The 26,487-nt window shown below is 64.8% G+C and carries 39 protein-coding genes and 1 tRNA gene; 15 read left to right on the forward strand and 25 right to left on the reverse strand.

The window, feature by feature from the left end; translation table 11 throughout:
* Window positions 1-33: 33 nt before the first annotated feature.
* From A7X97_RS14975 to A7X97_RS15030, 11 genes are all read right to left on the reverse strand, one after another.
* On the reverse strand, window positions 34-768 hold the full coding sequence (locus A7X97_RS14975) for a head maturation protease, ClpP-related (RefSeq protein ID WP_111008124.1): 735 nt from the start codon (window positions 766-768) through the stop codon (window positions 34-36).
* On the reverse strand, window positions 755-1,951 hold the full coding sequence (locus A7X97_RS14980) for a phage portal protein (RefSeq protein WP_245885023.1): 1,197 nt from the start codon (window positions 1,949-1,951) through the stop codon (window positions 755-757). Before A7X97_RS14980 ends, A7X97_RS14975 begins: the two co-directional genes overlap by 14 nt.
* Window positions 1,952-2,058: 107 nt before the next feature.
* Window positions 2,059-3,729 (reverse strand): terminase large subunit, encoded by a 1,671-nt coding sequence (locus tag A7X97_RS14985; RefSeq protein WP_111008126.1) that lies wholly within the window; start codon window positions 3,727-3,729, stop codon window positions 2,059-2,061.
* A gap of 3 nt (window positions 3,730-3,732) precedes the next feature.
* Window positions 3,733-4,113 carry a hypothetical protein gene (locus A7X97_RS14990; RefSeq protein ID WP_053497194.1) on the reverse strand — a complete coding sequence of 127 codons (381 nt, stop codon included), beginning with the start codon at window positions 4,111-4,113 and terminating at the stop codon, window positions 3,733-3,735.
* 78 nt (window positions 4,114-4,191) lie between these two features.
* Window positions 4,192-4,590 (reverse strand): HNH endonuclease signature motif containing protein, encoded by a 399-nt coding sequence (locus A7X97_RS14995; RefSeq protein WP_111008127.1) that lies wholly within the window; start codon window positions 4,588-4,590, stop codon window positions 4,192-4,194.
* Window positions 4,590-4,853, reverse strand: coding sequence for a hypothetical protein (locus tag A7X97_RS15000; protein ID WP_099494843.1), 264 nt, complete (start codon window positions 4,851-4,853; stop codon window positions 4,590-4,592). The genes A7X97_RS14995 and A7X97_RS15000 overlap by 1 nt, the downstream gene beginning before the upstream one ends.
* 162 nt (window positions 4,854-5,015) lie before the next feature.
* Window positions 5,016-5,378, reverse strand: a complete 363-nt coding sequence (locus tag A7X97_RS15010) for a DUF1064 domain-containing protein (protein WP_229765986.1) — start codon at window positions 5,376-5,378, stop codon at window positions 5,016-5,018.
* A gap of 99 nt (window positions 5,379-5,477) precedes the next feature.
* On the reverse strand, window positions 5,478-6,065 hold the full coding sequence (locus tag A7X97_RS15015) for a hypothetical protein (protein WP_053497189.1): 588 nt from the start codon (window positions 6,063-6,065) through the stop codon (window positions 5,478-5,480).
* Between the two features lie 121 nt (window positions 6,066-6,186).
* On the reverse strand, window positions 6,187-6,657 hold the full coding sequence (locus tag A7X97_RS15020) for a lysis system i-spanin subunit Rz (RefSeq protein ID WP_053497188.1): 471 nt from the start codon (window positions 6,655-6,657) through the stop codon (window positions 6,187-6,189).
* A complete protein-coding gene (locus A7X97_RS15025) occupies window positions 6,654-6,968 on the reverse strand; it encodes a hypothetical protein (RefSeq protein ID WP_111008128.1) in 315 nt (104 codons plus the stop codon). Before A7X97_RS15025 ends, A7X97_RS15020 begins: the two co-directional genes overlap by 4 nt.
* On the reverse strand, window positions 6,965-7,453 hold the full coding sequence (locus A7X97_RS15030; protein ID WP_111008129.1) for a glycoside hydrolase family 24 protein: 489 nt from the start codon (window positions 7,451-7,453) through the stop codon (window positions 6,965-6,967). Before A7X97_RS15030 ends, A7X97_RS15025 begins: the two co-directional genes overlap by 4 nt.
* A 380-nt stretch (window positions 7,454-7,833) precedes the next feature.
* Between A7X97_RS15030 and A7X97_RS22145 the strand changes: the two genes are divergently transcribed.
* Window positions 7,834-8,259, forward strand: coding sequence for a DUF4145 domain-containing protein (locus tag A7X97_RS22145; RefSeq protein WP_245885029.1), 426 nt, complete (start codon window positions 7,834-7,836; stop codon window positions 8,257-8,259).
* A 163-nt stretch (window positions 8,260-8,422) separates the two neighbouring features.
* On the opposite strand, the gene A7X97_RS15040 is transcribed toward A7X97_RS22145, so the two are convergent.
* The 9 genes from A7X97_RS15040 to A7X97_RS15080 form a co-directional block, all read right to left on the reverse strand.
* Window positions 8,423-9,121 carry a hypothetical protein gene (locus tag A7X97_RS15040; RefSeq protein ID WP_241887162.1) on the reverse strand — a complete coding sequence of 233 codons (699 nt, stop codon included), beginning with the start codon at window positions 9,119-9,121 and terminating at the stop codon, window positions 8,423-8,425.
* Between the two features lie 76 nt (window positions 9,122-9,197).
* Window positions 9,198-9,401, reverse strand: coding sequence for a hypothetical protein (locus A7X97_RS15045; RefSeq protein ID WP_111008132.1), 204 nt, complete (start codon window positions 9,399-9,401; stop codon window positions 9,198-9,200).
* Window positions 9,398-9,766, reverse strand: a complete 369-nt coding sequence (locus A7X97_RS15050; RefSeq protein WP_111008133.1) for a Ref family recombination enhancement nuclease — start codon at window positions 9,764-9,766, stop codon at window positions 9,398-9,400. Before A7X97_RS15050 ends, A7X97_RS15045 begins: the two co-directional genes overlap by 4 nt.
* Window positions 9,766-9,960, reverse strand: coding sequence for a hypothetical protein (locus tag A7X97_RS15055; protein ID WP_111008134.1), 195 nt, complete (start codon window positions 9,958-9,960; stop codon window positions 9,766-9,768). The genes A7X97_RS15050 and A7X97_RS15055 overlap by 1 nt, the downstream gene beginning before the upstream one ends.
* Complete coding sequence (locus tag A7X97_RS15060; RefSeq protein WP_111008135.1) at window positions 9,957-10,619, reverse strand: hypothetical protein; 663 nt, start codon at window positions 10,617-10,619, stop codon at window positions 9,957-9,959. Before A7X97_RS15060 ends, A7X97_RS15055 begins: the two co-directional genes overlap by 4 nt.
* A complete protein-coding gene (locus A7X97_RS15065) occupies window positions 10,609-11,499 on the reverse strand; it encodes a helix-turn-helix domain-containing protein (RefSeq protein ID WP_111008136.1) in 891 nt (296 codons plus the stop codon). Before A7X97_RS15065 ends, A7X97_RS15060 begins: the two co-directional genes overlap by 11 nt.
* Before the next feature lies 1 nt (window position 11,500).
* Complete coding sequence (locus tag A7X97_RS15070; RefSeq protein ID WP_111008137.1) at window positions 11,501-11,812, reverse strand: winged helix-turn-helix domain-containing protein; 312 nt, start codon at window positions 11,810-11,812, stop codon at window positions 11,501-11,503.
* A complete protein-coding gene (locus A7X97_RS15075) occupies window positions 11,809-12,339 on the reverse strand; it encodes a phage regulatory CII family protein (protein WP_111008138.1) in 531 nt (176 codons plus the stop codon). The genes A7X97_RS15070 and A7X97_RS15075 overlap by 4 nt, the downstream gene beginning before the upstream one ends.
* Before the next feature lie 109 nt (window positions 12,340-12,448).
* A complete protein-coding gene (locus A7X97_RS15080) occupies window positions 12,449-12,928 on the reverse strand; it encodes a YdaS family helix-turn-helix protein (RefSeq protein ID WP_111008139.1) in 480 nt (159 codons plus the stop codon).
* Window positions 12,929-13,010: 82 nt separating this feature from the next.
* On the opposite strand from A7X97_RS15080, the gene A7X97_RS15085 reads away from it, so the two are divergent.
* A complete protein-coding gene (locus tag A7X97_RS15085) occupies window positions 13,011-13,709 on the forward strand; it encodes a S24 family peptidase (protein ID WP_111008140.1) in 699 nt (232 codons plus the stop codon).
* 86 nt (window positions 13,710-13,795) lie between these two features.
* On the opposite strand, the gene A7X97_RS15090 is transcribed toward A7X97_RS15085, so the two are convergent.
* Window positions 13,796-14,182: a type II toxin-antitoxin system HicB family antitoxin gene (locus A7X97_RS15090; protein WP_111008141.1), complete on the reverse strand. Its 387-nt coding sequence runs from the start codon at window positions 14,180-14,182 to the stop codon at window positions 13,796-13,798.
* Window positions 14,183-14,231: 49 nt separating this feature from the next.
* Window positions 14,232-14,414: a type II toxin-antitoxin system HicA family toxin gene (locus A7X97_RS15095; protein WP_111008142.1), complete on the reverse strand. Its 183-nt coding sequence runs from the start codon at window positions 14,412-14,414 to the stop codon at window positions 14,232-14,234.
* Between the two features lie 264 nt (window positions 14,415-14,678).
* Here A7X97_RS15095 and A7X97_RS15100 point away from each other — a divergent pair, with 264 nt between their 5' ends.
* The 4 genes from A7X97_RS15100 to A7X97_RS15115 all read left to right on the forward strand — a co-directional run bounded on the left by A7X97_RS15100 (window position 14,679) and on the right by A7X97_RS15115 (window position 15,621).
* Window positions 14,679-14,870, forward strand: a complete 192-nt coding sequence (locus A7X97_RS15100; protein WP_111008143.1) for a hypothetical protein — start codon at window positions 14,679-14,681, stop codon at window positions 14,868-14,870.
* Complete coding sequence (locus A7X97_RS15105; protein ID WP_111008144.1) at window positions 14,867-15,082, forward strand: hypothetical protein; 216 nt, start codon at window positions 14,867-14,869, stop codon at window positions 15,080-15,082. The genes A7X97_RS15100 and A7X97_RS15105 overlap by 4 nt, the downstream gene beginning before the upstream one ends.
* Window positions 15,082-15,324: a hypothetical protein gene (locus A7X97_RS15110; protein ID WP_111008145.1), complete on the forward strand. Its 243-nt coding sequence runs from the start codon at window positions 15,082-15,084 to the stop codon at window positions 15,322-15,324. Before A7X97_RS15105 ends, A7X97_RS15110 begins: the two co-directional genes overlap by 1 nt.
* A gap of 87 nt (window positions 15,325-15,411) precedes the next feature.
* Window positions 15,412-15,621, forward strand: coding sequence for a hypothetical protein (locus tag A7X97_RS15115; RefSeq protein ID WP_065185287.1), 210 nt, complete (start codon window positions 15,412-15,414; stop codon window positions 15,619-15,621).
* Window positions 15,622-15,719: 98 nt separating this feature from the next.
* Here A7X97_RS15115 and A7X97_RS15120 read toward each other — a convergent pair whose 3' ends face one another.
* Entirely contained in the window at window positions 15,720-16,373 is a 654-nt protein-coding gene (locus A7X97_RS15120; protein ID WP_146260254.1) for a hypothetical protein, read from the reverse strand.
* A gap of 86 nt (window positions 16,374-16,459) precedes the next feature.
* On the opposite strand from A7X97_RS15120, the gene A7X97_RS15125 reads away from it, so the two are divergent.
* From A7X97_RS15125 to A7X97_RS15145, 5 genes are read left to right on the forward strand one after another with little or no spacing between them, the layout of a single operon-like run.
* Complete coding sequence (locus A7X97_RS15125) at window positions 16,460-17,962, forward strand: DNA cytosine methyltransferase (RefSeq protein ID WP_111008146.1); 1,503 nt, start codon at window positions 16,460-16,462, stop codon at window positions 17,960-17,962.
* Window positions 17,959-18,543: a hypothetical protein gene (locus tag A7X97_RS15130; protein WP_111008147.1), complete on the forward strand. Its 585-nt coding sequence runs from the start codon at window positions 17,959-17,961 to the stop codon at window positions 18,541-18,543. Before A7X97_RS15125 ends, A7X97_RS15130 begins: the two co-directional genes overlap by 4 nt.
* Window positions 18,540-18,833 (forward strand): hypothetical protein, encoded by a 294-nt coding sequence (locus A7X97_RS15135; protein ID WP_111008148.1) that lies wholly within the window; start codon window positions 18,540-18,542, stop codon window positions 18,831-18,833. Before A7X97_RS15130 ends, A7X97_RS15135 begins: the two co-directional genes overlap by 4 nt.
* Before the next feature lies 1 nt (window position 18,834).
* Window positions 18,835-19,032, forward strand: coding sequence for a DUF4224 domain-containing protein (locus A7X97_RS15140; RefSeq protein WP_005418789.1), 198 nt, complete (start codon window positions 18,835-18,837; stop codon window positions 19,030-19,032).
* 1 nt (window position 19,033) lies between these two features.
* On the forward strand, window positions 19,034-20,074 hold the full coding sequence (locus A7X97_RS15145; protein ID WP_111008149.1) for a tyrosine-type recombinase/integrase: 1,041 nt from the start codon (window positions 19,034-19,036) through the stop codon (window positions 20,072-20,074).
* 60 nt (window positions 20,075-20,134) lie between these two features.
* Here A7X97_RS15145 and A7X97_RS15150 read toward each other — a convergent pair.
* Together A7X97_RS15150 and A7X97_RS15155 are read right to left on the reverse strand one after the other, a co-directional pair.
* Window positions 20,135-20,208 (reverse strand) — tRNA-Gly (locus A7X97_RS15150).
* A 116-nt stretch (window positions 20,209-20,324) separates the two neighbouring features.
* Complete coding sequence (locus A7X97_RS15155) at window positions 20,325-22,178, reverse strand: autotransporter domain-containing esterase (protein ID WP_061479302.1); 1,854 nt, start codon at window positions 22,176-22,178, stop codon at window positions 20,325-20,327.
* Between the two features lie 207 nt (window positions 22,179-22,385).
* Between A7X97_RS15155 and thiS the strand changes: the two genes are divergently transcribed.
* From thiS to A7X97_RS15175, 4 genes are all read left to right on the forward strand, one after another.
* On the forward strand, window positions 22,386-22,586 hold the full coding sequence (gene thiS / locus A7X97_RS15160) for a sulfur carrier protein ThiS (RefSeq protein WP_005418796.1): 201 nt from the start codon (window positions 22,386-22,388) through the stop codon (window positions 22,584-22,586).
* Window positions 22,587-22,739: 153 nt separating this feature from the next.
* A complete protein-coding gene (locus tag A7X97_RS15165; RefSeq protein ID WP_111008150.1) occupies window positions 22,740-23,534 on the forward strand; it encodes a thiazole synthase in 795 nt (264 codons plus the stop codon).
* Window positions 23,534-24,268 carry a tRNA (guanosine(46)-N7)-methyltransferase TrmB gene (gene trmB, locus A7X97_RS15170; RefSeq protein ID WP_053501092.1) on the forward strand — a complete coding sequence of 245 codons (735 nt, stop codon included), beginning with the start codon at window positions 23,534-23,536 and terminating at the stop codon, window positions 24,266-24,268. Before A7X97_RS15165 ends, trmB begins: the two co-directional genes overlap by 1 nt.
* Window positions 24,269-24,295: 27 nt before the next feature.
* A complete protein-coding gene (locus A7X97_RS15175; RefSeq protein ID WP_005418803.1) occupies window positions 24,296-26,143 on the forward strand; it encodes an SLC13 family permease in 1,848 nt (615 codons plus the stop codon).
* The last annotated feature ends 344 nt before the right edge of the window (window positions 26,144-26,487 follow it).

The following is a 26,487-nucleotide window of genomic DNA, read 5'->3' on the forward strand; positions in this document are numbered from 1 at the left end:
CGGCGGTCGGGATGAACTGCGGGCGGGAGTCGCTTACGCAGCGGAGCGTTCCAGCAGCGCCAGACGGCGCGACAGGTTGGCCTTGTGGGCGGCGGCGGCGCCGTCGTCGGGTTCGGGGGTACGGTTGGCCAGTGCGGCAGGTGCGTTGTCGTAGGCGGACAGATCCCAGGTGTTGGATGCCTTCTTCTTGCCGACGACCTCCACCACGCGATCAGCGAAACCGTGTTCCTTGGCTTCGTCGGCCGTGAACCAGGTCTCTTCATCCATCCACTGGACGATCTGCGCTTCATCCTTGCCAGTGCGGCGCGTGTAGTCGCCGGCCAGGCCGGTATCGATCTTCGCCAGCAGTTCACCGGTCTTGGTCATGTCTGCCTTGTTGCCGATAGCGACCGTCCAGGCGTTGTGGATCATGAAACCGGCGCCCTGGCTGATCTCAACCTCATCGCAGGCCATGCAGATGCCGGTGGCAGCCGAGGCCGCCAGTCCATCCACGTGGGCGATCACGGTCGCCTTGTGCTGTGCGATGGCCGTCATCATCGATCGGGCCGCAAACACGTCACCGCCGGGCGAATCGATGCGCAGATGGATCACGTCCGCGTCGATGCCGGCCATAGCCTGGGCAAACATCGTCTCGTCAATGTCGCCCCACCACCCGCCGATGACCCCGTGCAGGTAGATCGTGGCCTCCTTGCCTTCGGTCTCCGCCCGGATGGGCTTGGACTGGCCGGCGTTGTTCTTGGCCAGCTGCAGCAGCTTAGGAATTGGCATCTTCGGGGTTCCTTTCAGGGTCGTCGCCGTCCGGCTTCGCCGGTCGCGCTGGGTCTGTCGGTTGGTAAAGCTCGTCGCCGCCCTCGATGGGAGGCAGATTCTTGAGGCGGCGGACCTCGTTCGGAACCATCCATCCCCTTGTGCCAGGCCCACCGAGCGCCTTGCTGAAGTACTCAGCTTGTGTCTTGGAGTCGCCGGCCATGAACATGTCCACGTTGTGCTCAACGAAGTAGCGCGGCGTGCGGAACAGCTTGCGGTTCAACTCGTCCTTGATCCGCTTCAGGTGCGGGCCCAGCGTGTACTTCACGAAGCCGATGCCCATGCTCTCGATGCCGGTTCCCCAGCTGGTGGCCTTGCTGGTCTCGCCGATCATGTGCGGCGGGACGCCGAACGCGCGGGCCACATCGATCACCTGCCACTGCCGGGACTCCAGCAGCTGCTGGTCGACCGCCGACATGGTCAGCTCGTGCACCTCCAACCCTTCGGTCAGAACCAGCGGAATGCGACGGTTTCCCTGTACCCCGCCGTACTTCTTGACCCAGGCATCGCGGAAATCGTCCTGCTGCTCCTTGGTCATTTTGTTGGGCGTTCGGATGGCCACTTCGGGCTTGCCGCCTTCACTGAAGAACTTGCCCGCGTGCTCGTCACCTTGGATGGCGATGCCGATGCCGTTCCGCGCGCCCCACTGGATCACCGACATGCCGTGCACGCCGTTGAAGCCGAAGCCGGGGAAATGGAGCACATCGTCCTGGTCGACGGTGAAGTACCCGTCCGCGTCGTGGAACGTGTACTGCAGGCGGGTCGGTTCCCGCGGGCTGGTCTTCTCCTGCTTGAGGATCATCACTCTGTCGCGAGGCCAGGGAATCAGCCCGGTCGCCACGCCGGCGCGGTTGCGTGTCACGTACACCACGCCATCACCGCGCAGCAGCATCTGGCCGACGATGAACTCCCAGCCGGTGGCGCTCGACCAGCCAGAGGAGAACTGCTCGTTCAGCAGCCACCAGTAGTCATGCTCCGCCCGCTTGCGATGGCCGTCCACCCGCTCGAACACAGGCAGCGGCAGCTGGGCGATCGCGCCGGCCAGCAACGAAACGGCAGCGAACACCGCCGAAACCCGCATCGCCGATTCCGGGCTGACCACGGCTCCGGAGGCCGTCGTAGGGTTCCCGAACACCTCGAACATGCGCATGTCGGAGGACTGGATCACCTCGCCGTCGACCAGGTTGCTGATCGTCGGCTCGATACGGTCGCGGGCGTCGGCCCGCCGGTTCTTCTCGAATAGTCCGAACATCAGTCGATCACCACGAAGCCTTGTTGGGTTGTGCCGGTGTCCCGCGCCTGCATGGCGCGGCCCATGGCCATGATTAGCGCCACCGCGCCGTCGATCTTGCTTTCCATCTTTTCCTTGCGGGGATAGACGTGTTCCTTGGCATCCACGCGCGCCACGACGTTGCCCATCATCCAGGTCATGGCCGCGTTGCCGTCGTGCCACAGGCGCCGCGACAGGACCAGCGCCTCCACTTCTTTCATGGGCTCGGAGAGATTGCGCACTGACTGCGCCATCTCCACGGTCGGCAGTCCTTCCTGTTCAAGGCGTGTCATCAGGTACGCCGCTTGCGCCGGGTCAAAGGCTATGTCCCGCACGTCGACGCCCTGTGCCGCAAGCTCTTTCAGCTCCTCTTCGATGAACGCGTAGTCCGTCATGTTCCCGGGCGTGGACACGATCAGCTCGTCCAGCAGGAACTGCTGGTACTTCTCGTTTTCCTCCACGGCCGACTCCGGCACGTAGAACCTGGGAATGACGTAGTAGCTATCGCCTTTCTCGAACAGCAGCACCACGGCAGCCACGTCCAGCTTGGATGCCAGATCGACGCCCACCCAGCACGGACAGCCCGCAAAGTCCGACACCTCAAACCGCCGTTTCTGCCGCTGCCAGGCCAGCATGTTCATCCATGCCAGCTTGGCGCCGACCCAGTCATTCAGGTGCTTGGTACGGAACGCACTTTGCTTGCTGGCCGACCGCTTTGCCTTGGCGAGCTGGTCGAGCAGGAACTGCTCGAACACGGAAACGCCGTAGTTCGGGTTGGCCTTGCGCAGGCTCGCCGGATCGTCCCAGCGGTCGCCCTCGTCAATGCAGTAGATTGCCGCGAACACAGTTTCGTCGGTCACCTCGCCGCGCAGGATGCGGATGGCATCGCCCCGCATCTCGAAGCACGGGCCGGACAGGTTCGTGCCTGCCGTGGTGATGATCGACAGCAGGGGTTGCTCGCGCGCGCCCATGCCGGTTTCCATGGCGTCGACCATGTGGTCATCGTCATGTTCGTGGTACTCGTCCACCAGCGCCGCGTGCGGGCTAGAGCCGTCGCCGGGCTTGCCGATCATCGTCTCGAACTTGGACATGTCCTCCATGACGAACAGCGGCCCCGGGTTCTTCGGGTTGCCCGCCTGTTCGATACCGAAGCGGGCGCGCAGCGCCGGCAGCTTCTGGACCATCTGCCAGGCCGGGCGGAACACCTCGTACGCCTGTTTCTCGCTGGTAGCGCCCGAGTAGACCTCCGCGCCCGCCTCGCCGTCAGCGCAGAACAGGTACAAGCCACGGGCAGCCAGTCGCAACGACTTGCCGTTCTTGCGCGGGATCTCCTCGTATGCGCGGCGGAAGCGCCGGTGGCCGGTCTTCTTGTGGACCCAGCCGAACAGGTTGCACTCGATGAAGTGCTGCCAGGGCTCCAGCACCAGCAGGCGCTTCTGCGCCGCCCACTTACCTTTCGTGTGCGGCATCTTCTCCATGAAGCGCACCGCGCGGTCCGCCTTCTCGGCGTCGTACTTGTAGGGCCAGTCGGCCCCCTTGCGCTTCAGGTCATCCAGGAACCGTTGGCACGCCAGACGGATGAACTCGCCGGCCGCGATCTTTCCTGACGTGACGCCCTTGGCGTATGCCTTGGCTGATTCGCTCGGCGTCATGGATCAGAACTCGTCGAATGGGTTGCCCTCCGGGGTCTTTTCGGTCCCCAGCTTCTGACGATCAGCCGGGGTCAGGCCCAGGCGCGCCAGGCAGCCGATCAGGTGGGAGTACTTGGCCGCAACGAACTCGCCGCGGTTGGCACGGAACTCGGAAAGCAGCGATGACGCCACCTCCATGATGAAACGGTCGGCGCTGGTCAGGACGCCAGGTAGGGCGCACTTCTCCAGCTCTTTCCAGACCACCGCGACCTCGGTCGGAAGGTGTGCCGGCGCCTTGCCCAATGGCGAATTCGTCTTGGGCGCTTCGTTCTTGTAGCGCTGCGGATCCTTCTTGGTCGCGCCCTTCAGCTCGGCCAGTTCCCTCGGCTGTCGATGGCGAGCCATCGGACCTCCCATTTCTGAAATTCAAATTCTGCGGACGCGAGAAGAAAGGGGGGCGCGCGTATCGGGCGAGGAAGGCCCTCAACTTTGACCCTCCCCCCTCCCATTTTGTTCAGCTTTCGGTGGATAACTCGCCGCTCGTCCAGCTCCGCCGTGTGGGCGGGCATCCCTGCCGAACCCGCCGTTCTCCCGCGCCGTCTTGGCGCTATGGCACGGTCGGCACAGCGGCTGCAGGTTGCTGTCGGCGTTGTTGCTGTCGTCTCCGTCGATGTGGTCGACCTCGGTGGCCGGCCGCACCCTGCCCTGCCCAGCGCAGCATCTGCACAGCGGTTCACGAGCCAGCACCACCGCACGGAGCCGGCGCCACAGCGAGCAGTTGGTGGGCAGCGCGCGGCGCGCCTGCCTCTTGCGGACCTGGGCGGTGGTCTCTTTGTAGGGGCGCCAGCCGGCCGCACGGTGCTGGGGTGGCCGGGTTGGCATCAGTAAGGCTTCCCGTCCAGGTCGACTCGCTCCGGCTCGGCACCTTCGTCATGCACCGGCGTTCCGGCCTCCTCGCCCAGCAGCTGCGCCACGGCCTGCACCAGCAGGCCAACGTGCATCGCCAGCTCGGCGATCTGCTTGCCCTGCTGCTCGATGATCCCGACCAGTCGGTCGATACGGCTGTCGGCGCTGCTCTCAATCAGCCCCGCCAGGGCCGTGACAGCCGCAGCGCGCGCCACCTCTTCAATCCGTGCAGCGTCCATCACCAACCCTCGTCGTTCGCAGCACCAGGCCGCGGCGTATCCACCACTCGACCCGATCCCAGTCCGGTTCCATGCCCGTGGCCCGGGCAAACCACACCACGGCAGCCAGATACCACCGCAGCCACCAGCGCAAGCGGACCGATGCAGTCACTGTCGCGAGCATCAGAACTCCTCCACTTCCCAGCCACCGCCGTCGCGCTTGGGCCTGACCTTCACCGCAATGAAGCGGAACGGGTACATGGCCGCGGCAATCTTGATCTTGGCCCTGGCATCGTCCTGCCAGTGCCCCTTCACCTCGTGGCACTCCATGACGCCATCGGCAGCCATGACCGCAAAGTCCGGGGTGTAGAACGTGTTGTCGGCCAGGCGCAGCTTCATGCCCTCGAACCGGTGCCACTGGACCTCGCCCGCAGCCTGCAGCGCACGCAGCCGCGCGGCATACGCAGCCTCGGTCTTGTTCATCTCGCCGGTCTTCAGCCGGCCAAGCGCCAGCATGCGGCGCTCCACCCCGTTAATTCGTCCCATCGACGAAGCACCTCGGAATCTGTCACCTGCATTGCTGAGGCGCTTGGACACGCCAAGAAGTAGATGCCCGGCCAGCGCTTTCGCTGGCCGGGCCTGGCCTTAGTTCGTCAGCACGATCAGCTGGAACTTGGCATTCACGCCCCACGAGCCGCCACCGCCCCCCGAAGCGCCCAGGCTCAGGCTGAAGCTGCTGCCACCACCAAAGGACGAGCCGCCGGAGAACTGGATTCCCATGCCACCGCCGAACTCCTGTCGGACGCTTCCGGACCAACCACCGCCGAAGTCATACGTGATGCCGGCACTTGCAGGGGAGATGTCGATCGCGGTGTTCTTGAACTGGACCTTGGCGGAGCCAGACAGCTTGCCGTTGCTGTCGAAGGTGCCGGTCAGTCGGGCCTCTTCGTTACCCACGCCGTAGCCGACCGTACCAGTGACGCGTTCGTTCTGGTACTTCAGATTCAGGAACGAGTCGTTCTCGCCCACCTTGACCTGCGCATTGCCCGTCTTTACCTCACCGCTGACGGCGGTGCCGTCGATGTTGCCGGTGAAGCTCGCACCCACGGGGCGCCCATTTTCGTTCACGACGCTGCCGCTGACCTGCCAGCCACTATCGTCCATCGGCTGATCGATCGTGCCACCGCCTGCGCGCTGCATCATGTAGTCGTCCTTGTGTTCGTTCTTGCTCATTGAATTGCTCCTTAGTTGTTGCCTTTGCGGCGGTAGTCGGTGCAACGGCCTATCCGAGGCACCAAAACGGCAGAGGGCCGCTCAAGGCGGCCCTCAGATAAAAGTTGACTCCAGATTTCGGTCAGTGCTGATCGCGATCCACCCGGATCACTGCTTGGCATGCTCGGAGCTGGTCGTCGGCGTCGGTGACGATCTGAACAGCAGCTCCGACAACCTCTGGACGTAATTCGGCTCGCGCATCACGTTCGGCGGCGCCGGCGGCAGCTTCGGACAGGCGAGCGGTGTGGCAGGTGGCGAGGTCGTCGCGCAACTGGAGACGCCCAGCGCGCAGGTCAGCCACAACAGCAGCGGGGACGGTCGCGGCCGCAGTACGGTCTTCTTCATGCTTAGCTCCAATGTCGGCCAGCTGCAGAGCCTTGCTCTGCTCAGTGGCACGGGTCTGGTTCACCTGGTCGGCGACTGCCGATGCGCCGGCGGCGCGCAGGGTGGCGTCGCTGGCATCGGCCCGGTCGCCACGCCACGCCCAGCCAGCACCGAACATTGCGCCTGACCACAGGACGAAGGCAGCAACCGCGATGGTGATCCGGTTCATTCGGACTCTCCTGCCCTGATGGTGTCGCTGTCCGGGTCAAACGGCGGCGGCTCCAAGCCGGCCGCGCGCATCAACCCTTCCAGCCGGTAGATGTGGCGGATCAGGCGCAGTTCCCTGGCCTCCATGCGGCCAACCCTTTCGCCCAGCCGGGTCACTTCCTCGCGCATCAGCTGGATCACGTTGACCTCGGCCCCGTCTCTGGCTGTCTCTACGAACTGCTTGCGCCACCACAGCGCCACACCGCCCGCCCCAACCATCAGGCCGCCGACGGCGGTGCCGATTGCCTGCCAATCCACGTCGACCCCGATCATGGCGCCACCGTCCCGCCGGCCTTGCGGTACACGGCCAACAGGTCGGCAAGCTTGTGTTCGTGCTGGCCGTAGCCCGCGCCGGGCAAGCTCGCCCAGATCTTGCGGACGGCCTTGATGGCTTCCTCGATCTTGCCCGCCTGGATCAGCGGCAGCGCGCGGCGCTCCCGGATCTGCTGCAGCGCAATCAGGTCCTGGCTCAGAGGCGAGAAGTCCGTCAGGCCGAGCGTCTTCCTGTAGGCGTCGTAGTAGCGGCGCAGCAGCTGGTAGCGGCCGGCTGCAGTGGACTGGATACCCAGCTTAGGCAGTGCCACCAGGACTCGCGGATGATCGGCGTAGCCCTTGAACAGCTGACCGCTGACGATCACGTCGTAGCCACGGTCTTTAGTCGGCTGCTTGCCGTTGTCGGTCCCTTCGGACCACGCCAGCATGTCGAGGAAGGCCACGACGTTCACGCCGCCAGCCTGTTGGGGAGTGATTTGCGCCATAGCTTCTCCGGAAAGAAAAAGCCCCGGCTGGACCGGGGCTACAAGTTGGGTCTAGCTCCAGATCTGAACAGCAAGTCTGGATGCCGATTTCAATCAGCCGCTTTATGCTTGGGGGAGCAACCCGAGGAGCCATGGAAATGAGTAACAGGTACGTTGCGCCAGACTTTACTGCTACCGCATTCAACTGCCCCCACTGCAATGCCTACGCAAAGCAGAATAGATATCAGCTCTATTATTCGGAAAATATCGGATACAAGGCTTCATCCGCTTTCATAGTTCGGTGTGATCACTGTGATCGTGTTTCCTACTGGCTGAATACCGACGGTCGACCAAGGATCGTTCACCCCCAAGCTTCAACGGCGGCACCACCGCATGCGGATATGCCGCAAGAGGTGGCGGCTATCTACCGAGAGGCTGCAGAGATTGCTAGCAGCTCATACCGAGCTGCCGCTGCTCTCTTACGCTTAGCGCTACAGAAGCTAATGCCCTTCTTGGGAGAGAGAGGTTCGAACATTAACGCTGACATCGCCAGCCTTGTGTCGAAAGGACTCCCGGTGCGAATCCAGCAAGCGCTCGATCTCTGCCGAGTGGTGGGCAACGAATCCGTGCATCCTGGTGAGATCTCAGATGAGGATGGACCTGAACTGGTGAACTCGCTGTTCTCCATGCTCAATCTGATCGTTGAGGATCGGATCACTCGCCCCAAGGAGATTGAGGCTCTTTACCTCAAACTCCCTGAGAATAAACGCAAGGGCGTCGAAGTCAGGGATAGCGCCAAGGGCGCGCATCCATCGACAGAAGCCTGAGACTCCCGTGACCCGTCCTAACGGCGACTACCTAGCAAGAAAGTGATCAGGCGGGAGCAGTGTCGGTAGAAAGCTGCCAGCAAGGAAAGCCCCGGCTGGGCCGGGGCTTGCGATTGGATGATGGCAAGAATGCCGCCTTTTTCGATGACCTAGGAAGTCATCGTTAGGCCGTCATCGTGAGTGCCTTGCTGAACTGTCTTGCAGCGCGCGCCTCGGCCGCGCGGAAGTTGGCAAGCATCCACTCATAGACCGGCCGCCAGAACCGGCTATATGCCGACCAATCCGCACCGATGGCGCCAGCTCGCTTTCGGCCACTGAGAGGTTCGCAGCCACTTCCGCCGCAATCTCCGCAGTTCACTACACCTGCGCCTGCCGGATCTGGAACAACCCTCCTGCCGCCGCATCGATCGCACTCGCATGCACCGACCATCTCCGCGATCACCGCCCCAGCTAGAACCCCAAGCTGCTCCATCGTGTTGTTCGGCCATGCCGCAGCGCGCGCGTCATCCAGCGCAGCCTCCGCGCGGCGCAGCTCGCGTCGCTGTGCATCGGTGACCATCCCGCCGCACCAGCCTATGCTGGCCTTGGCGATGCCGAACTCGGTGCGGGCGTCGGCCAGGGCATGCATCTGGCGGGTGAACTCCGGTGCCACCAAAGCGATTACGGCCTGGCGCAGCTGCTCGCGCCTCCGCTGACCACTCTCCGGCCACCACAGGGCCTCCAGTAGTTCGCGACCAAGGCCGGCCGGCACGTACGCCAAGGCGGCCAAGATTTCCTCAGTGCTCGGTCCACCGATGCTTCCGTCGAAGCTCAATGCCCTCGGCCCCGTCCGGCTCGACAGCAGTTCGCGTGCCTCGTTCATTCCCATGCGCCTTCCCCTTGGTGGTTTGCTCGTACAGCGCGCGATCGCGCTTGGTTGTCTTCCATTGCGGCACCTGTCACGCCGCACGGTCCCAGCTGGCCGTCAGGCGCTGCACCTGCCCGCCGCGTGCCTCGAACTGCTCCACCGTCTCGGCCGGGCCATCGGCGAGCACACGTGCCTTGGCTCGCTTGGGCCGGGACACCGTGTTGTGGTCCATCCGCCGCTCGCGGGCCGCACGCTGGGGGTTGATCCTCGGCGCGACGGCCTTCGTCTTCTTCATGCTGCCGCCCTCAGTTCGTTGATGTAGGTCTGGTTTGCAATCAGCTCGTCGTCGGAGCCGTACGTCTCGTGGAAGGTCCGCGAGCCATCCATCAGGCTCGGGCCGTAGATCTGGCGCATCGTCGCGAATGTGTTCCCCTCCATCGGGTAGCGCTGGTGGTGCCATTTGCAGAGCGCGTAGCCGAACATGTGACCGCGCCGCAGGTTTCCGCTCTTGGCGTGGTTGTAGTCGCAGCCGTAAACCACCAGCTCCGGCTCCAGTAGCTGCTGCATCTGCAGCGCCAGGCAGGCCATGCACGGTCCCGTCTTGGCCAGCTTGATCCGGGCCGCTTCTTCCCTGGTCGGCGGCGGTGCGTTCGACCACATCAGCGCAGCTCCGGGATCGGGCCCGCATAGCGGGTGATCGGGATCCGCCGCACGCCGTCGCGCCAGACAGTCATCCCGCGCGTCGCGTAGACCACCAGCGGCTTGATCCCGTAGCCGTAGGCCAGATACCAGCCCGCCTCGGCCACCGGCTCGCTCACAGGGCGCACTTCGACGTTGAAGTGGTCGGGGCTCATGCGGCTTTGCCCTCCAGCAGCGCCACGATCTCGGCCAGGTGCGCACGGGTTCGGTCGTCCGCTGTCGGCGATGCCTCAACCGTTCCGGTCAGCAGCGCCACCGGGTCGAAGGCCGGGGTGGCGGGCGGAAGGGCCAGGTACTCCTCCACCTGTTCCTTCGACAGCTGGCCAGCGGCCACCGCTTCCCGCAGTACGCTGTCCCGACCGGACACGTCGCCGCCGAGGGACAGCTGGTAGGTGGCCGTGCGGTGTGCAGCGCGCGCTTCCTTCACCAACCGGGTGTAGACCTCCAGGAATGCCGGCCGGGCAGCGATCTTGTCGCCCGCCTGCACCAGCGGCAGCGCCGCCGCCCACGCATCGCGGGTCTGCTCAGTCCACACAACGGTCGCACCTTCGTCTGCGGCGCGGATCGCGTTGGCCCATGCTTCATTCGGTGCCGGGTGGCCGTCCTCGATGCGTTCAAGGATCGCCGCCAGCGAAAGCCGCGCCTTCAGCTCCCGGCGGCACGACGCCAGCGCGCGCTCCAGCATCGGCAGCGGGTACTGCGCCAGATCCGAAACCATGTAGGCGGCGGCGTTCGGGCTGAGCTGGTCGCCAATCACCTCGGCGGTCGCCACCAGCAGATCGACCAGCCGATCCTGCTCCTGATTACCCAGCATGTGCCGCCCTCCGCTGTGCCAGCAGAGCCTTGGCCGCGTCGGCGGCGCTCAGATTGGTCTGCGTCTTGTCGGTCTGCCGCGCGGCCTCCTCGGTCACCTGCCGACCGGTGGCCCACTGCGTGCGGTATGCCTCGCACTTCGCCAGCAGCGCGCCCAGGTCGTGCATGTTCTGCACCACGTAGCGCTCGTTGACGGTCAGGAACCACGCGGCCACCAGCGGGGCCTCGCTGTGGCCGAGGCGCTGCACGATTTGCCGGACGTTGCTGTTCACCTTGGCGTTGCGCACCGGTGCCACACCGTGGCGGTCACGGTAGGCGCTGGCGTAAGCCGCCCAGGTGGCACGGCACGCTGCCTGCAGGTCGGCTTCGGAATCCACCGCCAGCGGCGCGGCCGGCAGGCCCGCCGGAAATGACGGTTCTCCTGACGGTTCATTGAGGGTTATATGACGGTTAGGCGGCACGGGGCGCACCCCTAGACCTGCGCCCGGTGCATCCCCCCCTGCATGGGGCGCATCCCCTCCTGCAGCGGGCGCACCCCCTGCATGGGGCGCAGCCCCTGCGCCCGGTGCAGTACCGGCTTTTCCTGACTTGCGGCCAGCCTTCGACGGCGCAGCGGCCTTGTCGAAGTTGGCCGGGGTGACCTTGTAGACCGTGCTGCTGTTGAACCGGCGGTCACGGGTCAGCAGGCCGACGGCCTCCAGATGATCCATTGCCGTACGCACAGCGCGCGCCGACATGCAGCAGCGCGCGGCGATGGTGCCCACCGCCGGCCAGCACACGCCGTCGTCGTTCGCCTGATCAGCCAGCGAGATCAACACAGCCTTCTGCGTGACGCTCAGGCCCTGCAGCGGCCAGCACTGCGACATGATGATGGTCGACATGTCAGAGCCCCAGCGTCAGGTTCTCGCCCGGCGCAACCGGCCACCAGGTGCATGCGGGCTTGCCGGTGGTGGCGCACGGCGCGGTCGGGCCGCGCCAAATGCGGCCCTCGCGGGCCAACTCAGGCAGTCGGCGACCCAACATGTGGCGGTCAAGGCCAGTCAGCGTCGACAGGTGCAGGCTGCTCTGGCCAGGGTGGCGGATCACCGCAGCCTCGGTCTTGGCGTGCTGGAAACGCAGCGCGCCGCTTTCAGCGAGCGCGGCGGCGGCGATGTGACTGGACTGTGGATCGGTGGAGCGGGCCGGGTGGTTCATCGACGCGCCCTCCCCTTTGCTGCAGCGCGCGACACGTTGCGGATCAGCCGGTGCGCCATGGTGATCAGCGAGTTGGCCTCTTCCACCATCAGCTTGGCTTCGTCGCTGTCGATATGTCGGTCGGCCATCGCATCCACCGCAGTGCCCGACAGGCGTCCCACCCGCGTGGTGATCTCCAGCAGCTTCGTCTGAATGGCGCCGATCTCGTCCGACCAACCACCCTCCGGTGGCGGCGGAACCGTGGCGACGGCCATGCCGAACTGCCCGGCCAGCGCCTGCATCCAGTCCAGGGCGTAATCGCTGCCGCCTGCCTTCTCCTGCATCCACTCGGTCAGCAGTTCGGCAATCTCCATCGTCACCGACTCACCCTCCAACCCGCGCAACTTCGCGCGCAGAGTCTCCGGGTGCATGGATTTGCCGCGGCGGTCGGCCAGGAAAGCGGCCGCGTCCACGACACCACCCGGCGTCTTGCGCACGGAGTTGTAGAGAACGTCGAGCCAGTTGAGAGCGGATGTGCGGCAGGTCATGGGTCACCTTGGGGAAGGCTGTGTTTCAAGGTTTCGGGCTGGGCCCGGGTGGCGCACGATGGGCGCCATGGAGATCAACAAGTCAGGGACGACGGCCAGGGACGGCCTTTCAAGCGGTGTCGACCGGGGCGATGCGATTCGCGTCGGGATCCTCGTTCGCGGGCTCAGCAGCGGCCTGTGTCTCAACACCGAGCAGACGCTGGATCTGCGGCAGCGCGGGCAGGACGCCCTCTTCCGGCCACGCCTCTACCTCTTCCACGGGAAGCTGCAGCAGGGTGGCCAGGTGCTTGTCGCTATCCATACCGAGCTTGGCGCGCAGCGCGCGCTTGCTCATGCGGCTATCGATTTCTGCGCGCAGCTGCGCGACTGCTTCGGTCTGGGATTCCGCAGGATCTGGCCCAAAGACGTCAGGGCGGAGCTGGTGGCGGGAGACGCCAGTGGCCAGCTCGATTGCGATGCAACGTTCTGCGGGAACGCGACAGCGGTCGTACCAGCCGGATACCGACGGCGGTTTGATGCCGAGAAGCTGAGCAAGAGCCTGCTGGCTCCCTGCCGACTGAACTGCTCTATCGAGGGCTGACATGTCCATGGCATCTATTAGTCCACAGCTAACGGCTTATTGCAAGCTGGCAGCTGCACGAATTCGATTAGTTACCAGCTAACCTGCCGCGATGGACATTCGAGAGATCCGCAGCCGCAACTTTCGCCACCTGATCGAGGCCCTTGAAATGAAGGGGATCAAGGGACGCCGGGACCAAGGCGCGCAGTTGGGCGGGTTCTTGTCTGCGTCCTACGTCTCCCAGCTGCTCGGCGGGAAGTACATCGGCGACGATGTGGCCAAGAAGATCAGCACCGCATTAGGGAAGGACCACGGCTGGATGGACCGGCCCCAGTGGAGTGAGGACGGAGAGGTTTCTGTCTCACCAATCCCGGAGAATGAGACGCCCCCCGGCTATGTTCGCTTCGACTTGTTTGAAGGGGGTGCGGGAATGGGCGCAGGGATGGTCAACCAGGACTACCCAGAGGTGGTGAAGACCATCGAGGTCGCAGAATGGGAAGTCCGTAGGAAGCTCGGTTACCTACCCAAGCCAGGCCGGATCCAGATCATCACCGGCCGTGGGCCGTCGATGAAACCCAAGCTCGAAGACGGCGACATTGTCTGGATCGACACGAGCTGCGACTACTTCGACGGCGATGACTACTACCTGATCAACATCGGTGGCGAGACGCAGATCAAGATGCTGCAGAAGCGCGGCGACGGTCTCTACGTCGTAAGCGTCAACACCGACTTCCCGGCCTATAGGCCGGATCCTGGCGATGTGAGCATCCTGGGGAAGGCGCTGATCCACGCAGGGCTGCGGAAGTTCTAAGCAGCGGGAGCGTTCTCACTACCGTCCCAATTTGGGACACAACGAAAAAAGCCCCGCTATAGCGGGGCTTTTTTCTAGAACAACTATCAACCAACTGCCAAGTGAGAGATATATCCAGATCTCGACTCGCCGGCTTCTTTAGCCTTGGCATCGATTCTCATCAGAACTCTCTTCGGAATGCTGATGTTGACCCTCTCAATGGTGTCGTCTAAAAGTGCAGGATCGATCGTTACACAGCTAACCATCCAGCCACTGAAATCTCCTTTGTCCAAAGCATCTTGAACAGATGAGGGACGAGGTATGACTCTACCTGCATCTAAAGCCGCATCTATCCATGCTGCTGCAGCTTCTTCTGCAGCAGCCATTGCTTCGTCCAACGTATCACCAGCCGAATAGCAGCCAGGAAGATCCGGAACAACAACGCTCCAAGCGGTGTTCTCGTTTCCAGCTTCAATCATGATGGGATAACGCATATACCTTCTCCTACCTTCTCATCCATACAACGCGAAACATCCAGTCCTACTATTTCAATCCAGCAAGCTTCTTCAGGTTGTTCACCAAACCAACTCCAAGATCTTTCTTGGGATGGGGAACAGTGATGATGTTCGGATTGAGTCCATGCACATAAACATGATGCGAGCCACGGCTTCGACTTTTCGTCCATCCGTTGGCTTCAAGTAGTTTGATTAGGTCCGCGCTCTTCATGTGGTGAACTATACACACGATACACACTACGGTCAAGCATTCGATAGGCTCCGTCAGCTGACAGTTACGTAGCCATTACGAACAAGTGCCTAGAACACTAGTGTCCTAGCCTTGCTCAGCCGTATCAGGGGTGGTCGCACGCGAACCAGCCCCGTTCATAAAATTGTTAGCTGATAGCTGTTGACTAACGATTAGTGCGCAGCTAACGTTGCCTCCAGTCGCCCAACACCACCCCATCCCGGGGCCGGGCGCAGGAGATCACGCATGGCCACCCTTTCCTTGGGCTGCCGATCGGCAGAGATAAAAGTCACCGCTGACCACGTCAGCGAACGCGTCATCGCAGACATGGGCGCTGCCCGCCTGCACCTCACCGCCGACGAAGCGGAACAGCACGCTCATCAGCTGCAGGCGGCAGCCAAGCAGCTCCGCGCTGCGCTCCAGGGCGAAGCCGCATGAGCGCCGCCCTCGCCCACCACTCCAACGCTCAGCGCGCCGCTGCAGCCGCCGGCATCGTCGCCCGCGCCGGGCGCCGCTGGGGCCTCCTCCCCTACCAGGTCGTCATCGCCTCCAGCATCGCCGCCAATGCCGTCCTGCGGCAGGGCAAGAGCGCAGCCGGGGCTGTCGCTGCGGCTCGCCGCGCAGCGCGCGCACAAAGCGGAGCAGCCTAATGCGCCACCTGGCCCTGCCCTTCTACTGCGCCGTCGTCGTCGGCCTGCTGCTGGCGCTGCTCGCGCGCGCCATCTACACCGGTGCCGGCTCCCTCCTCCCACCCTTTGGTGCTGGCGTTGTCTTCTTCACCTGGTGCGGCGTGCGCGACCTGCGGCGCAACTGGCCCGCGTTCCGCGACGAGATGCGCCAGCGCGCGGCAGAGAGAGCGCCCACACCGCTGCCCGCCGACGACACCCACTGACCCCCTGCCCTGCGCTCTCCCCCTGTAGCGCAGGGAACCCGCGCCGGCCGGGTTCCAGCAGCCGGCAACCCATTCCAGGAGTCCAGCGTGCGTAACCAGCTCGACATCTTCGATCACGACCCAGCCCGCATGGCAGCGGCCAACCGCGCCGCAGCAGAGCGTGCACTGCACGACGTGCAGTTCACCGCCACCGTCAGGCAGGAACGCCACGCGTACTACGTGGGCGAAGCGGAACGCTGGGAACACCTCGCCGCGCACAGCTCAGCCCCTGCGCGCGCCCAGGAGACGCGACTGTGAGCGGCCGATCGCCGTGCGGTGTGGCCAGTTCGGATGTAGCCGCGCCGAACAAAGCGCTGGCCGGGACTTGCGCCTCCGGGACCGCTCGCGACGCACTTCTACGATTTGACTTGCAAATCCACGAAAGTGCGGGCGGCGGCCGCCCACGCGTCTACCAGGTTCGAGACTCGATCTGGGTGGTCTTTGGGCGGTTGGCCAATGATGTGACCTGCTGCGCGCCGAAAATCGTCAAGCGAGTCCATGACCTTTTTGAGACTTTTGGCCATGGTGAGGGTCTCACTTCCCAGCGTTGCCGTAGCAGCGGACTCGGGCGTTGCCGATATGAGACGTGTGTTTCGTTGAATGGTGACAATTGCAATCGTAATCAGTTCGACGATTTCAGGTGGCAGCGCATCGAAGTACGGGAGCGCTTCCTTAAATGGCTCTGCGTCCATTCGCTCAGCGAACTTCCTCGCATGGTTAAAGCCTGCACCGATGACGTCACTCCTGCTCAGATATGCGACGGAGCAGCTGACGTAGAACGACTGTTCCGTCGCCTCCGCAACCAAGAGCTTCAAGACACTATCTGCGATTTTCTGACGTGCTTTTGCCGACTGCCGAGACGGAAGCAAGCCGACATAGAGCGCAACGAAAGCGGCTCCGGTTGTCGCAACTGCGGACGCCCAGCCAGCTGCCTCCGCCGTCCAGAGCCTTGGCACCCCGAGCACAAGCATTACCAAACCTGCACCAATGCCTGCCGAAACGATGCTCACTAGAACGCGGCTTCTCAGAAGGTCCATTTGGATTCCTGGTCCACAAATTTCGCGCATTGTGACACGTACCTACTACGAGGTATCCATTGAAGTATCTGTCCCTTTTCTCCGGCATGGAAGCGGCTCACCTTGCGTGGGCTCCGCTGGGGTGGACGTGCGTTGGCGTCGCCGAGATCGAACCGGCTGCATGCGCACTGCTGCGCCACCGCTTGTCCCATGTGCCGAACCTCGGAAGCGTCACAGAGATCACCGAGGAACAAGTCGCAGCTCTTGGCGCGTTCGACGTTCTGATCGGCGGCAGTCCCTGCCAGGACTTGTCCATCGCGGGCCGTCGCGCCGGCCTCGCTGGGGCTCGCTCCAGCCTTTTCCACCATCAGATGAGGATCTTCAATGCAGCTCGACATTTTTGCGGAGCACGCTGGCTCGTGTGGGAGAACGTCCCAGGGGCCTTCAGCAGCAACCAGGGGCGAGACTTTGCTGTCGTGGTTGGTGCAATGGCAGGATCCGAGCTCCCTGTCCCCGCAGGTGGCTGGGGATCCGAAGGCGTTGCGCTGGGTGACAACGGCCTGGTCGAATGGTCCGTGCTTGACGCGCAGTGGTTCGGAGTGGCGCAGCGGCGCCGTCGCGTGTTCGCTGTCCTCGATACTGGAAACTGGTCCGATAGACCCCCGGTACTTCTTGAGCGCGACGGCCTGCGCGGGAATTCTGCGCCGCGCCGCGACACGGGGGAAAGCGTTACCGGCACCCTTAGCGCGCGCACTCAAGGAGGCGGCGGTCTCGGAACCGACTTCGAGTGCCAAGGCGGCTTAGTCGCTGGGACGTTGAGCGCCCATCCGAAGGGCGCTGGCAGCGCGACCCAACAGGACGCGCACGCTGGCCTGTTGATCCCGGCAGTGGCGCATACCCTGCGTGCTGAGGGCTTTGACGCAAGTGAGGACGGGACTGGGCGTGGTACGCCATTGGTGCCAGTTGCCTTTACGCAGAACCAACGCGACGAAGTTCGCGAGGTAGCCGTGGCGGGAGCTCTCGCCGCGCAGCCAGGAATGAAGCAAACAACCTATCTGGCGTTCGGATGCAAGGATAGTGACCCCGCTAGAAGCGTGAGCGAACATGTGGCTCACACTTTGCGCACGATGGGACATCAGGGCAGCCACGCAAACGCAGGCGGACAGGTGGCCGTTGCTTACGCGATCCAGGCAGGCGCTACGCGTTTAAACCCGGCCAGCGGCCCGGACGGTGTCGGCGTGCAATCCGAGCACGCATACACGATTGAGGCGCGCGCCGAGGTCCAGGCTGTTGGATACATGCCCAACCAGGTGCGCCGTCTCACCCCACGCGAGTGCGAACGCCTACAGGGCGCGCCGGATGACTGGACCCTGGTGCCGAAGCTTGGCAAGCCCCGCAAGCAACGGAAGAACGAGCCTGATTCGCACTATGCCGACTACCTGCAGCGCCACTCAGGCGGAATGGATGGCGGTCCCCTGATGGCCGACGGACCACGCTACCGGTTGCTCGGCAATAGCTTCGCCATTCCCGTAATCCAGTGGATCGGACAGCAGATCCACGCCGCACAGGAGGCAACGGCATGACCGCAGACCTTCCCGTTTCCCCGGCAACCGTTGTCGAGGCCACCAAGGCATCGTCGCCTGTCGCAGCGGTCGTCACCACCATGCGCCGCCTGGGCGCCGCCGGCGCGCCAATCTCTGCCGACCAGGTTCGCGAGTGGAGCGACACCCTCCTGCAGGAGCTGTACTCGCAACCGCCCGTGCGCTGGGAGTACCGCAACAAAAACGACGTGGGGCCCGGGTGCTGGGTGACTGCCACCCCTGAGCACTTCTATCACGCCGCGAAGCGCGGCTGGGTCGTGCGCGCTCTGTGGGAAACCCCGCGCGTCATCCAGCCGGAGCGCGACCACGCGTTCAAGGCAGGCGTGTGCACCAGGTGCGGCGATCCCGAGGACTGGGCCGGCCCCGATTGTTCCCCGCTGGTCAAGAAGGTCGATCCGCGAACCCTGCTCCCGTTCGATCCGAAATGGTTGGTCGAGCCACTGGAGTGGCTCAGGGACGCGCCGCCCAACCTCAACGCCTACGACCGCCGCCACCGTGCAGCCCAAGCCGCCTTCCTCCTGGAAAAGCTCCAGGCCCACATCGAGGAGTGCAAGAAGCCATGACCCAGGAACATATCAGCCACCCGGAAGGGTTGCCGAATTGCGCCGCCGGCCACCGCGCGCGCCACATCCACGACAAGCGCTGCGCCTCCGCCGGCGGTGGCCACCTGGTCGAGTGCGCCTGCAGATCGACCAGCAAGCATGCCGACCCCGACAAGGCCATCGCAGCATGGCGCCGGCTCAACCGTCCGGCGCGCAGCGTGCGGGCACCGTCGCCGGCAGCTGTTGCCGACAACGTCGTACAGATGCGCCTGGTGATGGCAGGCGGAGGGAAGGTGGCCAGTGCCATCTGACATGTACTTGTCGCGGGACGAGATCACCGGCCTGTGCCGCACGCCACAGCGCGCGCGCCAGGCGGCATTTCTCCGCAAGAACGGGATCAAGCACTACCTGGACGCGCACGACTGGCCGGTCGTGCTGCGCTCCAGCGTTGAGGGAACGGCGCATGCACCAAAGGCGCCGCCGACATGGACTTCCAGCAAGGTCGCTTGAAATGGGACGGAAACCGAGTAAGCCGGGGGCAATCCCCCGGTTCAGGCCACGCAAGCAGAAATCGGGCGTGACCCATTACTACTATGACCACGGCGGTAAGCCGAGGCGCGAAACACCCCTCGGCAGCGACTACGGCGTGGCCATCAAGCGATGGGCCGAGATCGAACACGCGAGCACGATCCCCGCAGCGGCCGTCGTGACCTTCCGGCACGTTGCCGATCGCTACCGCGCCGAGGTGGTTCCTACCAAGGCCGTCACCACCCAGCGCCTCAACAATCGCTGCATCACCGCGCTGCTGAGCTACTTCGACGCGCCGCCGGCGCCGTTTGAAGCCATCCGCCCGATCAACATCCGGCAGTATCTGGATTGGCGGAAGGCGAAAGTGATCGCGAACCGAGAGGTGTCGCTGTTCTCGCATATCTGGAACTGGGCGCGCGGCAAAGGTATTACCGATCTACCCAACCCATGCGAGGGTATTCGGCGCAACAAGGAAGCCGGTCGGGACGTGTACGTGGACGATGACTCTTTCCGGGCCGTCTATGCACACGCCGACGCAGCTCTGCGCGACGCCATGGACCTGGCCTATCTGACCGGCCAGCGCGTCGGCGACGTGTGGTCCATGGACGTGCGCCAGGTCACAGCGCGCGGCCTCATCATCCAGCAGTCGAAGACCAGCAACCGCGTCACCATGGAGATCACGGGCGAGCTGGCTGCACTGCTCGAGCGCATTGCAAAGCGTAAGGGGGAGAAGTGCCCGAACGGGCGAGAGAAGGTCTACAGCACGCGGCTGATCGTGGACGATGACGGCCTGGCCCTCGGTCGGGCGGCGCTCCGCTACCGGTTCGACAAGGCCAGGGAGGCGGCGGGTATTGCAAAAGGGGAATTCCAGTTCCGGGATCTCCGCGCCAAGGCGGGTACGGACAAGGCCGATTCGGCAAAGGACATTCGCGAGGCGCAAGCCCAGCTGGGGCATTCATCGGTCACCACGACCGAAATCTATGTGCGGAAGAAGAGAGGCTCGAAGGCCACTCCCACGCGCTGAATTGCGGAGCGGTCCGGAGATTGCGGAGCGCCTAAATGTGCCGCAAACCCTTGTGAGACATGGAGCGGGCGATGGGAATCGAACCCACGTCAGTAGCTTGGGAAGCTACAGCTCTACCATTGAGCTACGCCCGCAGTGCGCGGTGAAAGTCTATGCGGTTGGCCCGGTGTTGCGCAATGGCGGCTACCGCATCCGCGAGGGGTCAGAGCCCTTTCCTTGCGGAAAGGGATCCGACCCCGGCGGTTGCTGCTTAGAACGTGCCGCTGAAGTTGGCGAACAGGGTGGCGTCCTGCGCGCGCTTCTGGCCGGTCGACGCGCTCAGGCCGAAGTTGCTCTGCAGGCCGAACAGTTCGGTGCGGGCACCCAGCACGACGGTGGCGTAGTTCTTGTCGAACTTCAGGCCCGGCACGCGGTAGCTGCCCAGTTCCGGCAGGGTCTGCAGCCAGGCGCTGGCCTGCTTGGTGTCCTCGAACTCGTGGTCGTAGGTCACCTGCGCATACGGCTTGAGGGTGCCGCCATCGAAGCGGGCCTGCCAGCCGATGCGGCCGACGGTCGAATCGACGTTCTGGCGGTCATAGCCCAGTGCAGTGGCCAGGGTGCCGGCCGCGGCGCTTTCGGTGTAACCGTCGATCTTCACCTTCTGCCAGATCACCGAAGCGATCGGGCCGTGGCGGAAGCCGCCTTCGGTGCCGAACTCGTAACCGGCGTTCAGGGCGGCGGTCAGGTTGCTGCCGTCCGGCGAACCACCATGCTCACGGGTGGCCGGGCCCAGCTGGACCTTGCGGTTCACGTCATAGGACAGCCAGGTGTAGCTGACCTGACCGTTCACCCAGATGCGGTCGCCGTACCAGCCAGCGAACAGACCGGCCGAGGTGTCCTTCTGGGTGAAGTCGCCGCGGTTGTTGCCGAAGTCGGCGTTGAGGCGACCGAAACCGGCGAAGCCGCCGAACACCATGCCGTCGCGTGCCCAGTCGATACCGAACAGGCCGGCCGGGGCCAGCCCGTCGTACAGGTCGGCGTGGTCGTAGCGCTGCAGGTCGCCCCGCACGCCACCCCACCAGGACAGGCCGTCAGCCGGACGACCGCCCAGGTGCATGCTGACCTGATCGGCGCGCGAGCGGCCGATGGTCTGCGCCGAGTGGCTCAGCACCTGCTGCAGGCGCGGCGCTTCCAGCACCGAGACTGCGTACTGGCCCAGCAGCTGATGGCCGGCGGTGGTCGGGTGCACGCCATCGGCGAACAGGTAGGTGTTGGCCGCATCCGGGCTGACGTAGCTGGTCGGGTTGCAGGTCAGGATGCTCTGCGTCGAGTTGGCCGGATCGATCTTGCAGGCGGTGCTGGTGACGTTGGTGAAACCGTACATGCCCGGGTTGGCGGTCACTTCACGCAGGATGCTGAAGGTATCGAGCGGAATGAACTCGATGCCCGCCTGCTTCAGGCCACCGTACAGGGCCTTGTTGTAGCCGGCCGACAGTGCGGTGGCGGCGGCGGCATTGGGGCCGCGGAACTGTGGGGTGATGCCCACATCCGGCAGGTTTGGTACCAGCACGTACTGGGCGCCGGCCTGCTTCAGCGCACCCACCAGCGCGATCTGGTCGGTGACCGCTGCGCCGATGATGCCCTGCACCTGGGCCTGCGACGCGCCACCTGCCGCCGCACGGGTGGCCGCGAACAGATCATTGGCGCCTCCCCATACGGTGTACAGGGCGTTGCCGTCAGCCTTGCCACCGTTCGCGGCAAGGTAGCGGGTTGCTTGCGACTTCAGCGACGGAATCACGCCCAGGCCACCGGCCTCGTCCACCGACACGCGGGCACCGCCGACTGCATAGTTGTCACCGCTCTGGCCGTTGCCGTTGGCGGCGCCATTGAGGCCATAGTAGTTGGCGACCTGCTGCGCCCACACCCAACCCGGGTTGGTGGTGAACTGGCCGGTGACCGGACGCACATCGGCCGGCAGCAGCGGGCGGAAATAGCCGGCATCGGTCAGGCTGTCGCCGAAGAACACGGCCTTGGAATACGGGGATTCGCCTGCCATGGCCGGAACCGCGGCCAGCGCGATCGCGGCCGCCATCAGGGAGCGGATCGGGCGTTTGCTGAGCAGCATGTAAGAAACTCCTGTGGGGATATCGTTGAGGACCCGGCGGACGTACGCCGGCGCACGGTGAATGGTTTCACTGCGCCGCCTTTTGCTCACGCTGCGCCGCCGCATGGATTGTCGCCCGGCAGCGTCGGACAACGCTGTGCCGGGGCTGGCGGCCGAGGCAATTTGCAAGGGTTCCGATCCGCGAAGGCCATAGGCGACAATGCGGCGATGAACATCCAGCTCAACGGCGAACCCCGTACCCTGCCCGCCTCGGCGACCCTCCACGATCTGCTGCAGGCAGAGCAGCTGCTGCAACGCCGGGTCGCGGTCGAGGTCAACGGCGAAATCGTCAGCCGCAGCCGCCACGGCGAGCACGTCCTGGCCGAGGGCGACGTGGTGGAGATCGTGCACGCGCTGGGTGGGGGCTGAGACCTATCCGCGCAGTGCTGGCCGCTGGCCGGCAATCCGACGCTGTCAGGCACCCTGCATTTGCCGGCCAGCGGCCGGCACTACCCATACCGATCCGCGGCCGGCACGCCATTGCGTGACCCCATCTTCAGGCGGATAAGCGATAATCGCGCCATGAACGTTCATGTCTACCCCGATTCGCTGGTGATCGCCGGCAAGACCTATGGCTCGCGGCTGCTGACCGGCACCGGCAAGTTCAAGGACCTGGAAGAAACCCGCCTGGCCACCGAGGCCGCTGGCGCCCAGATCGTCACCGTGGCCATCCGCCGCACCAACATCGGGCAGAACCCGGGCGAGCCGAACCTGCTGGACGTGCTGCCGCCGGAGCGCTTCACCATCCTGCCCAACACCGCCGGCTGCTACACCGCCGAGGACGCGGTGCGTACGTGCCGCCTGGCCCGTGAGCTGCTGGACGGCCACAACCTGACCAAGCTGGAAGTGCTGGGCGACCAGAAGACCCTCTACCCGGACGTGATGCAGACCCTGAAGGCTGCCGAGCAGCTGGTCAAGGACGGTTTCGAGGTGATGGTCTATACCTCCGACGACCCGATCCTGGCCAAGCGCCTGGAAGAGATCGGCTGCGCTGCGGTGATGCCGCTGGCCGCGCCGATCGGTTCGGGCCTGGGCATCCAGAACAAGTACAACCTGCTGCAGATCATCGAAGACGCCAAGGTGCCGATCATCGTTGATGCCGGCGTGGGTACCGCGTCGGACGCGGCGATCGCGATGGAGCTGGGCTGCGACGGCGTGCTGATGAACACCGCCATTGCCGGTGCGCGCAGCCCGGTGCTGATGGCCAGCGCGATGCGCAAGGCGGTCGAGGCCGGCCGCGAGGCCTTCCTGGCCGGGCGCATCCCGCGCAAGCGCTACGCCAGCGCCTCCTCGCCGGTGGACGGGCTGATCGGCTGATGACCAATCCTTTTGACAGCGCCGGTTCCAAGGCCCCGCCCAAGCCCTTCACCGTGAGCGAGGGCCGCCGCGAGGTGCGCAGCTTCGTGTTGCGCCAGGGCCGTTTCACTCCCGCCCAGCAGCGCGCATTCGACGAACGCTGGCCGCGCTTCGGCATCGATTACAACGGCCAGCCGCGTGACCTGGACGCCACCTTCGGCCGCCCGGCACACAAGGTGCTGGAGATCGGCTTCGGCAATGGTGCCGCGCTGCGGTTCGCCGCCCAGCACGACCCATCGCGCGACTACATCGGCATCGAGGTGCACGCCCCGGGCGTGGGCCGGCTGCTGAACGCGCTGGCCGAGGACAATGCCGACCACGTGCGCCTGTACCACCACGACGCGGTGGAAGTGCTGCAGAACGAGATCGCCGACGGCGCGCTCGATGAAGTGCGCATCTACTTCCCGGACCCGTGGCACAAGAAGCGCCACAACAAGCGCCGCCTGCTGCAGCCGGCATTCGCCGAACTGCTGGTGCGCAAGCTGCGCCCGGGGGGCCGCCTGCACTGCGCGACCGACTGGGAAGACTACGCCGAGCAGATGTGGGACGTGCTCGACGCCACCGCCGGCCTGGTCAACCGCGCCGGCCCGCGGGGCAGCGTGCCGCGCCCGGACTGGCGCCCGCAGACGCACTTCGAGACCCGCGGCCAGAAGCTCGGCCACGGCGTCTGGGACCTGTTGTACGACCGCACCTGACGATCGCCTGAGGACGCCGCGCCCCACATGGATACCGCGCTGACGCTGACCAACGACATGAAGCTCGTGCTCGGGCTGGTCGGCTTCACGATGGCGATGTTCCTGTTCGAGCGCATCCGCGCTGACGTGGTGGCGCTGGTGGTGCTGGTGGTGCTCGGTGTCACCGGCCTGATCGCGCCGGAGGAGATCTTCGGCGGTTTCTCCGGTAACGCGGTGATGAGCATCATCGCTACCACCATCCTCGGTGCGGGCCTGGACCGCACCGGGGCCCTGAACCGGCTGGCGGCCTGGCTGCTGCGGCGCGGCCACGGCGTCGAGCAACGGCTGCTGATGATGACCACCGCCATCGCCGGCCTGAACTCGTCCTTCATGCAGAACCCGTCGGTGATGGCGTTGTATCTGCCGGTCGCCTCGCGACTGGCGGCGCGCACCGGGCTGACGATGCAGCGCCTGCTGCTGCCGATCTCGGCGGCGATCGTGATGGGCGGCGCGCTGACCATGGTCGGCAATTCGCCGCTGATCCTGCTGAACGATCTGCTGGCCTCGGCCAACAACAACCTGCCTTCCGGCCTGGCCACCATCGAGCCGCTGCGCATGTTCGCGCCGCTGCCGATCGGCGTGGCGTTGCTGATCGCTTCGTTGCTGTACTTCCGCTACTACGGCGACCGCAAGCTGATCGAAGAGGAAAGCCTGGTCAATGACGGGGTCACCCCGGCGCGCACCGAGAGCTACTTCGCCAAGACCTATGGCATCGAAGGCGATGTGTTCGAGCTGGTGGTGACCGCCGAGAGCCCGCTGGTGGGCATGACCCTGGGCGAGGCCGAGACCCTGCACGATGCGCCACTGCTGCTGGCCCTGAAGACCGGCAACGACACCCGCCTGGCGCCGCCGGCGGAGATGCGCATCTGGGTCGGCAGCGTGCTCGGTGCGATGGGACCGCGCCAGCAGATCAGCGACTTCGCGCAGAACCAGTTCCTGCGCATGTCCTCGCGCCTGAAGCACCTGGGTGACCTGTTCAACCCCAGCCGTGCCGGCATTTCCGAGGCAGTGGTGCCACCGACCTCGAACGTGATCGGCAAGAGTGCGGCCGATCTGCGCCTGCGCAAGGAGCGCGGCATCAGCCTGCTGGCGATCAACCGCGACAAGCAGGTGATCCGCGAGGACGTGCGCGACGTGCAGCTGCGCGCCGGCGACATGCTGGTGTTCCACAGCATCTGGACCGACCTGGCGCAGGCCGCGCGCAGCCGTGACTTCGTGGTAGTGACCGACTACCCGACCGGCGAGCAGCGCCCGCACAAGTTCAAGATTGCGATGGCGATCTTCGCGCTGACCATCCTGATCGCGCTGACCAGCAAGCTGCCGGTGGCGCTGACGCTGATGACCGGCGTGGCCGGCATGCTGCTGACCGGCGTGCTGCGCATGGACGAGGCGTATGCCTCGATCAACTGGAAGACGGTGTTCATGATGGCCGGGCTGATTCCGCTTGGCTGGGCGATGGACTCCAGCGGCGCGGCCGCATGGGTGGCCGGCCATACCATCGACAAGCTGCCGACCGGCATTCCGGTGTGGGTGCTGGAGGTGGCGCTGGCGCTGCTGACCACGGCGTTCTCGCTGGTGATCAGCCATGTGGGTGCGACCATCGTGATGGTGCCGATCGCGGTGAACCTGGCACTGGCAGCGGGGGGCAACCCGACCGCGTTCGCGCTGATCGTGGCGCTGTCAGCGTCCAACAACCTGATGACGGCCTCCAACCCGGTGATCTCGATGATCACTGGCCCGGCCAACTACACCCCGCGCGAGATGTGGCGGGTCGGCGGCCCACTGTCGCTGATCTACACCTGCGTGGTGGTGCTGATGATCAACCTGATGTTCTGAGGGTTGGGGTTTGTTGGCAGGGCTGCGCCCTGCACCCGCAGAAGCCGAAGCAACAGCAACAGCAACAGCAACAGCGTGCATTCCGTGGGATGGCGGGGGTGGGTCCGGTTGCGGGGGACGCTGCAAGTACGTCCCTGTAAGCTCGGTCGCCGCATCCATGCGGCTCACGCCCCCGCAACCGGACCCACCCCGCCTTCGACAGTTTCACGCGGCTGGTGGTGGGTGCCGACCGTTGGTCGGCACCGATCTCGCTCTGGTAGCTGTCGACCTTGGTCGACACCGTAGATCCACGCCATGCGTGGATGCCTTTTGTAGCGTCGAGCCATGCTCGACTGCTCCTGGCT

The organism is Stenotrophomonas sepilia (assembly GCF_003244875.1).
In the GTDB taxonomy this organism is placed as follows: domain Bacteria; phylum Pseudomonadota; class Gammaproteobacteria; order Xanthomonadales; family Xanthomonadaceae; genus Stenotrophomonas; species Stenotrophomonas sepilia.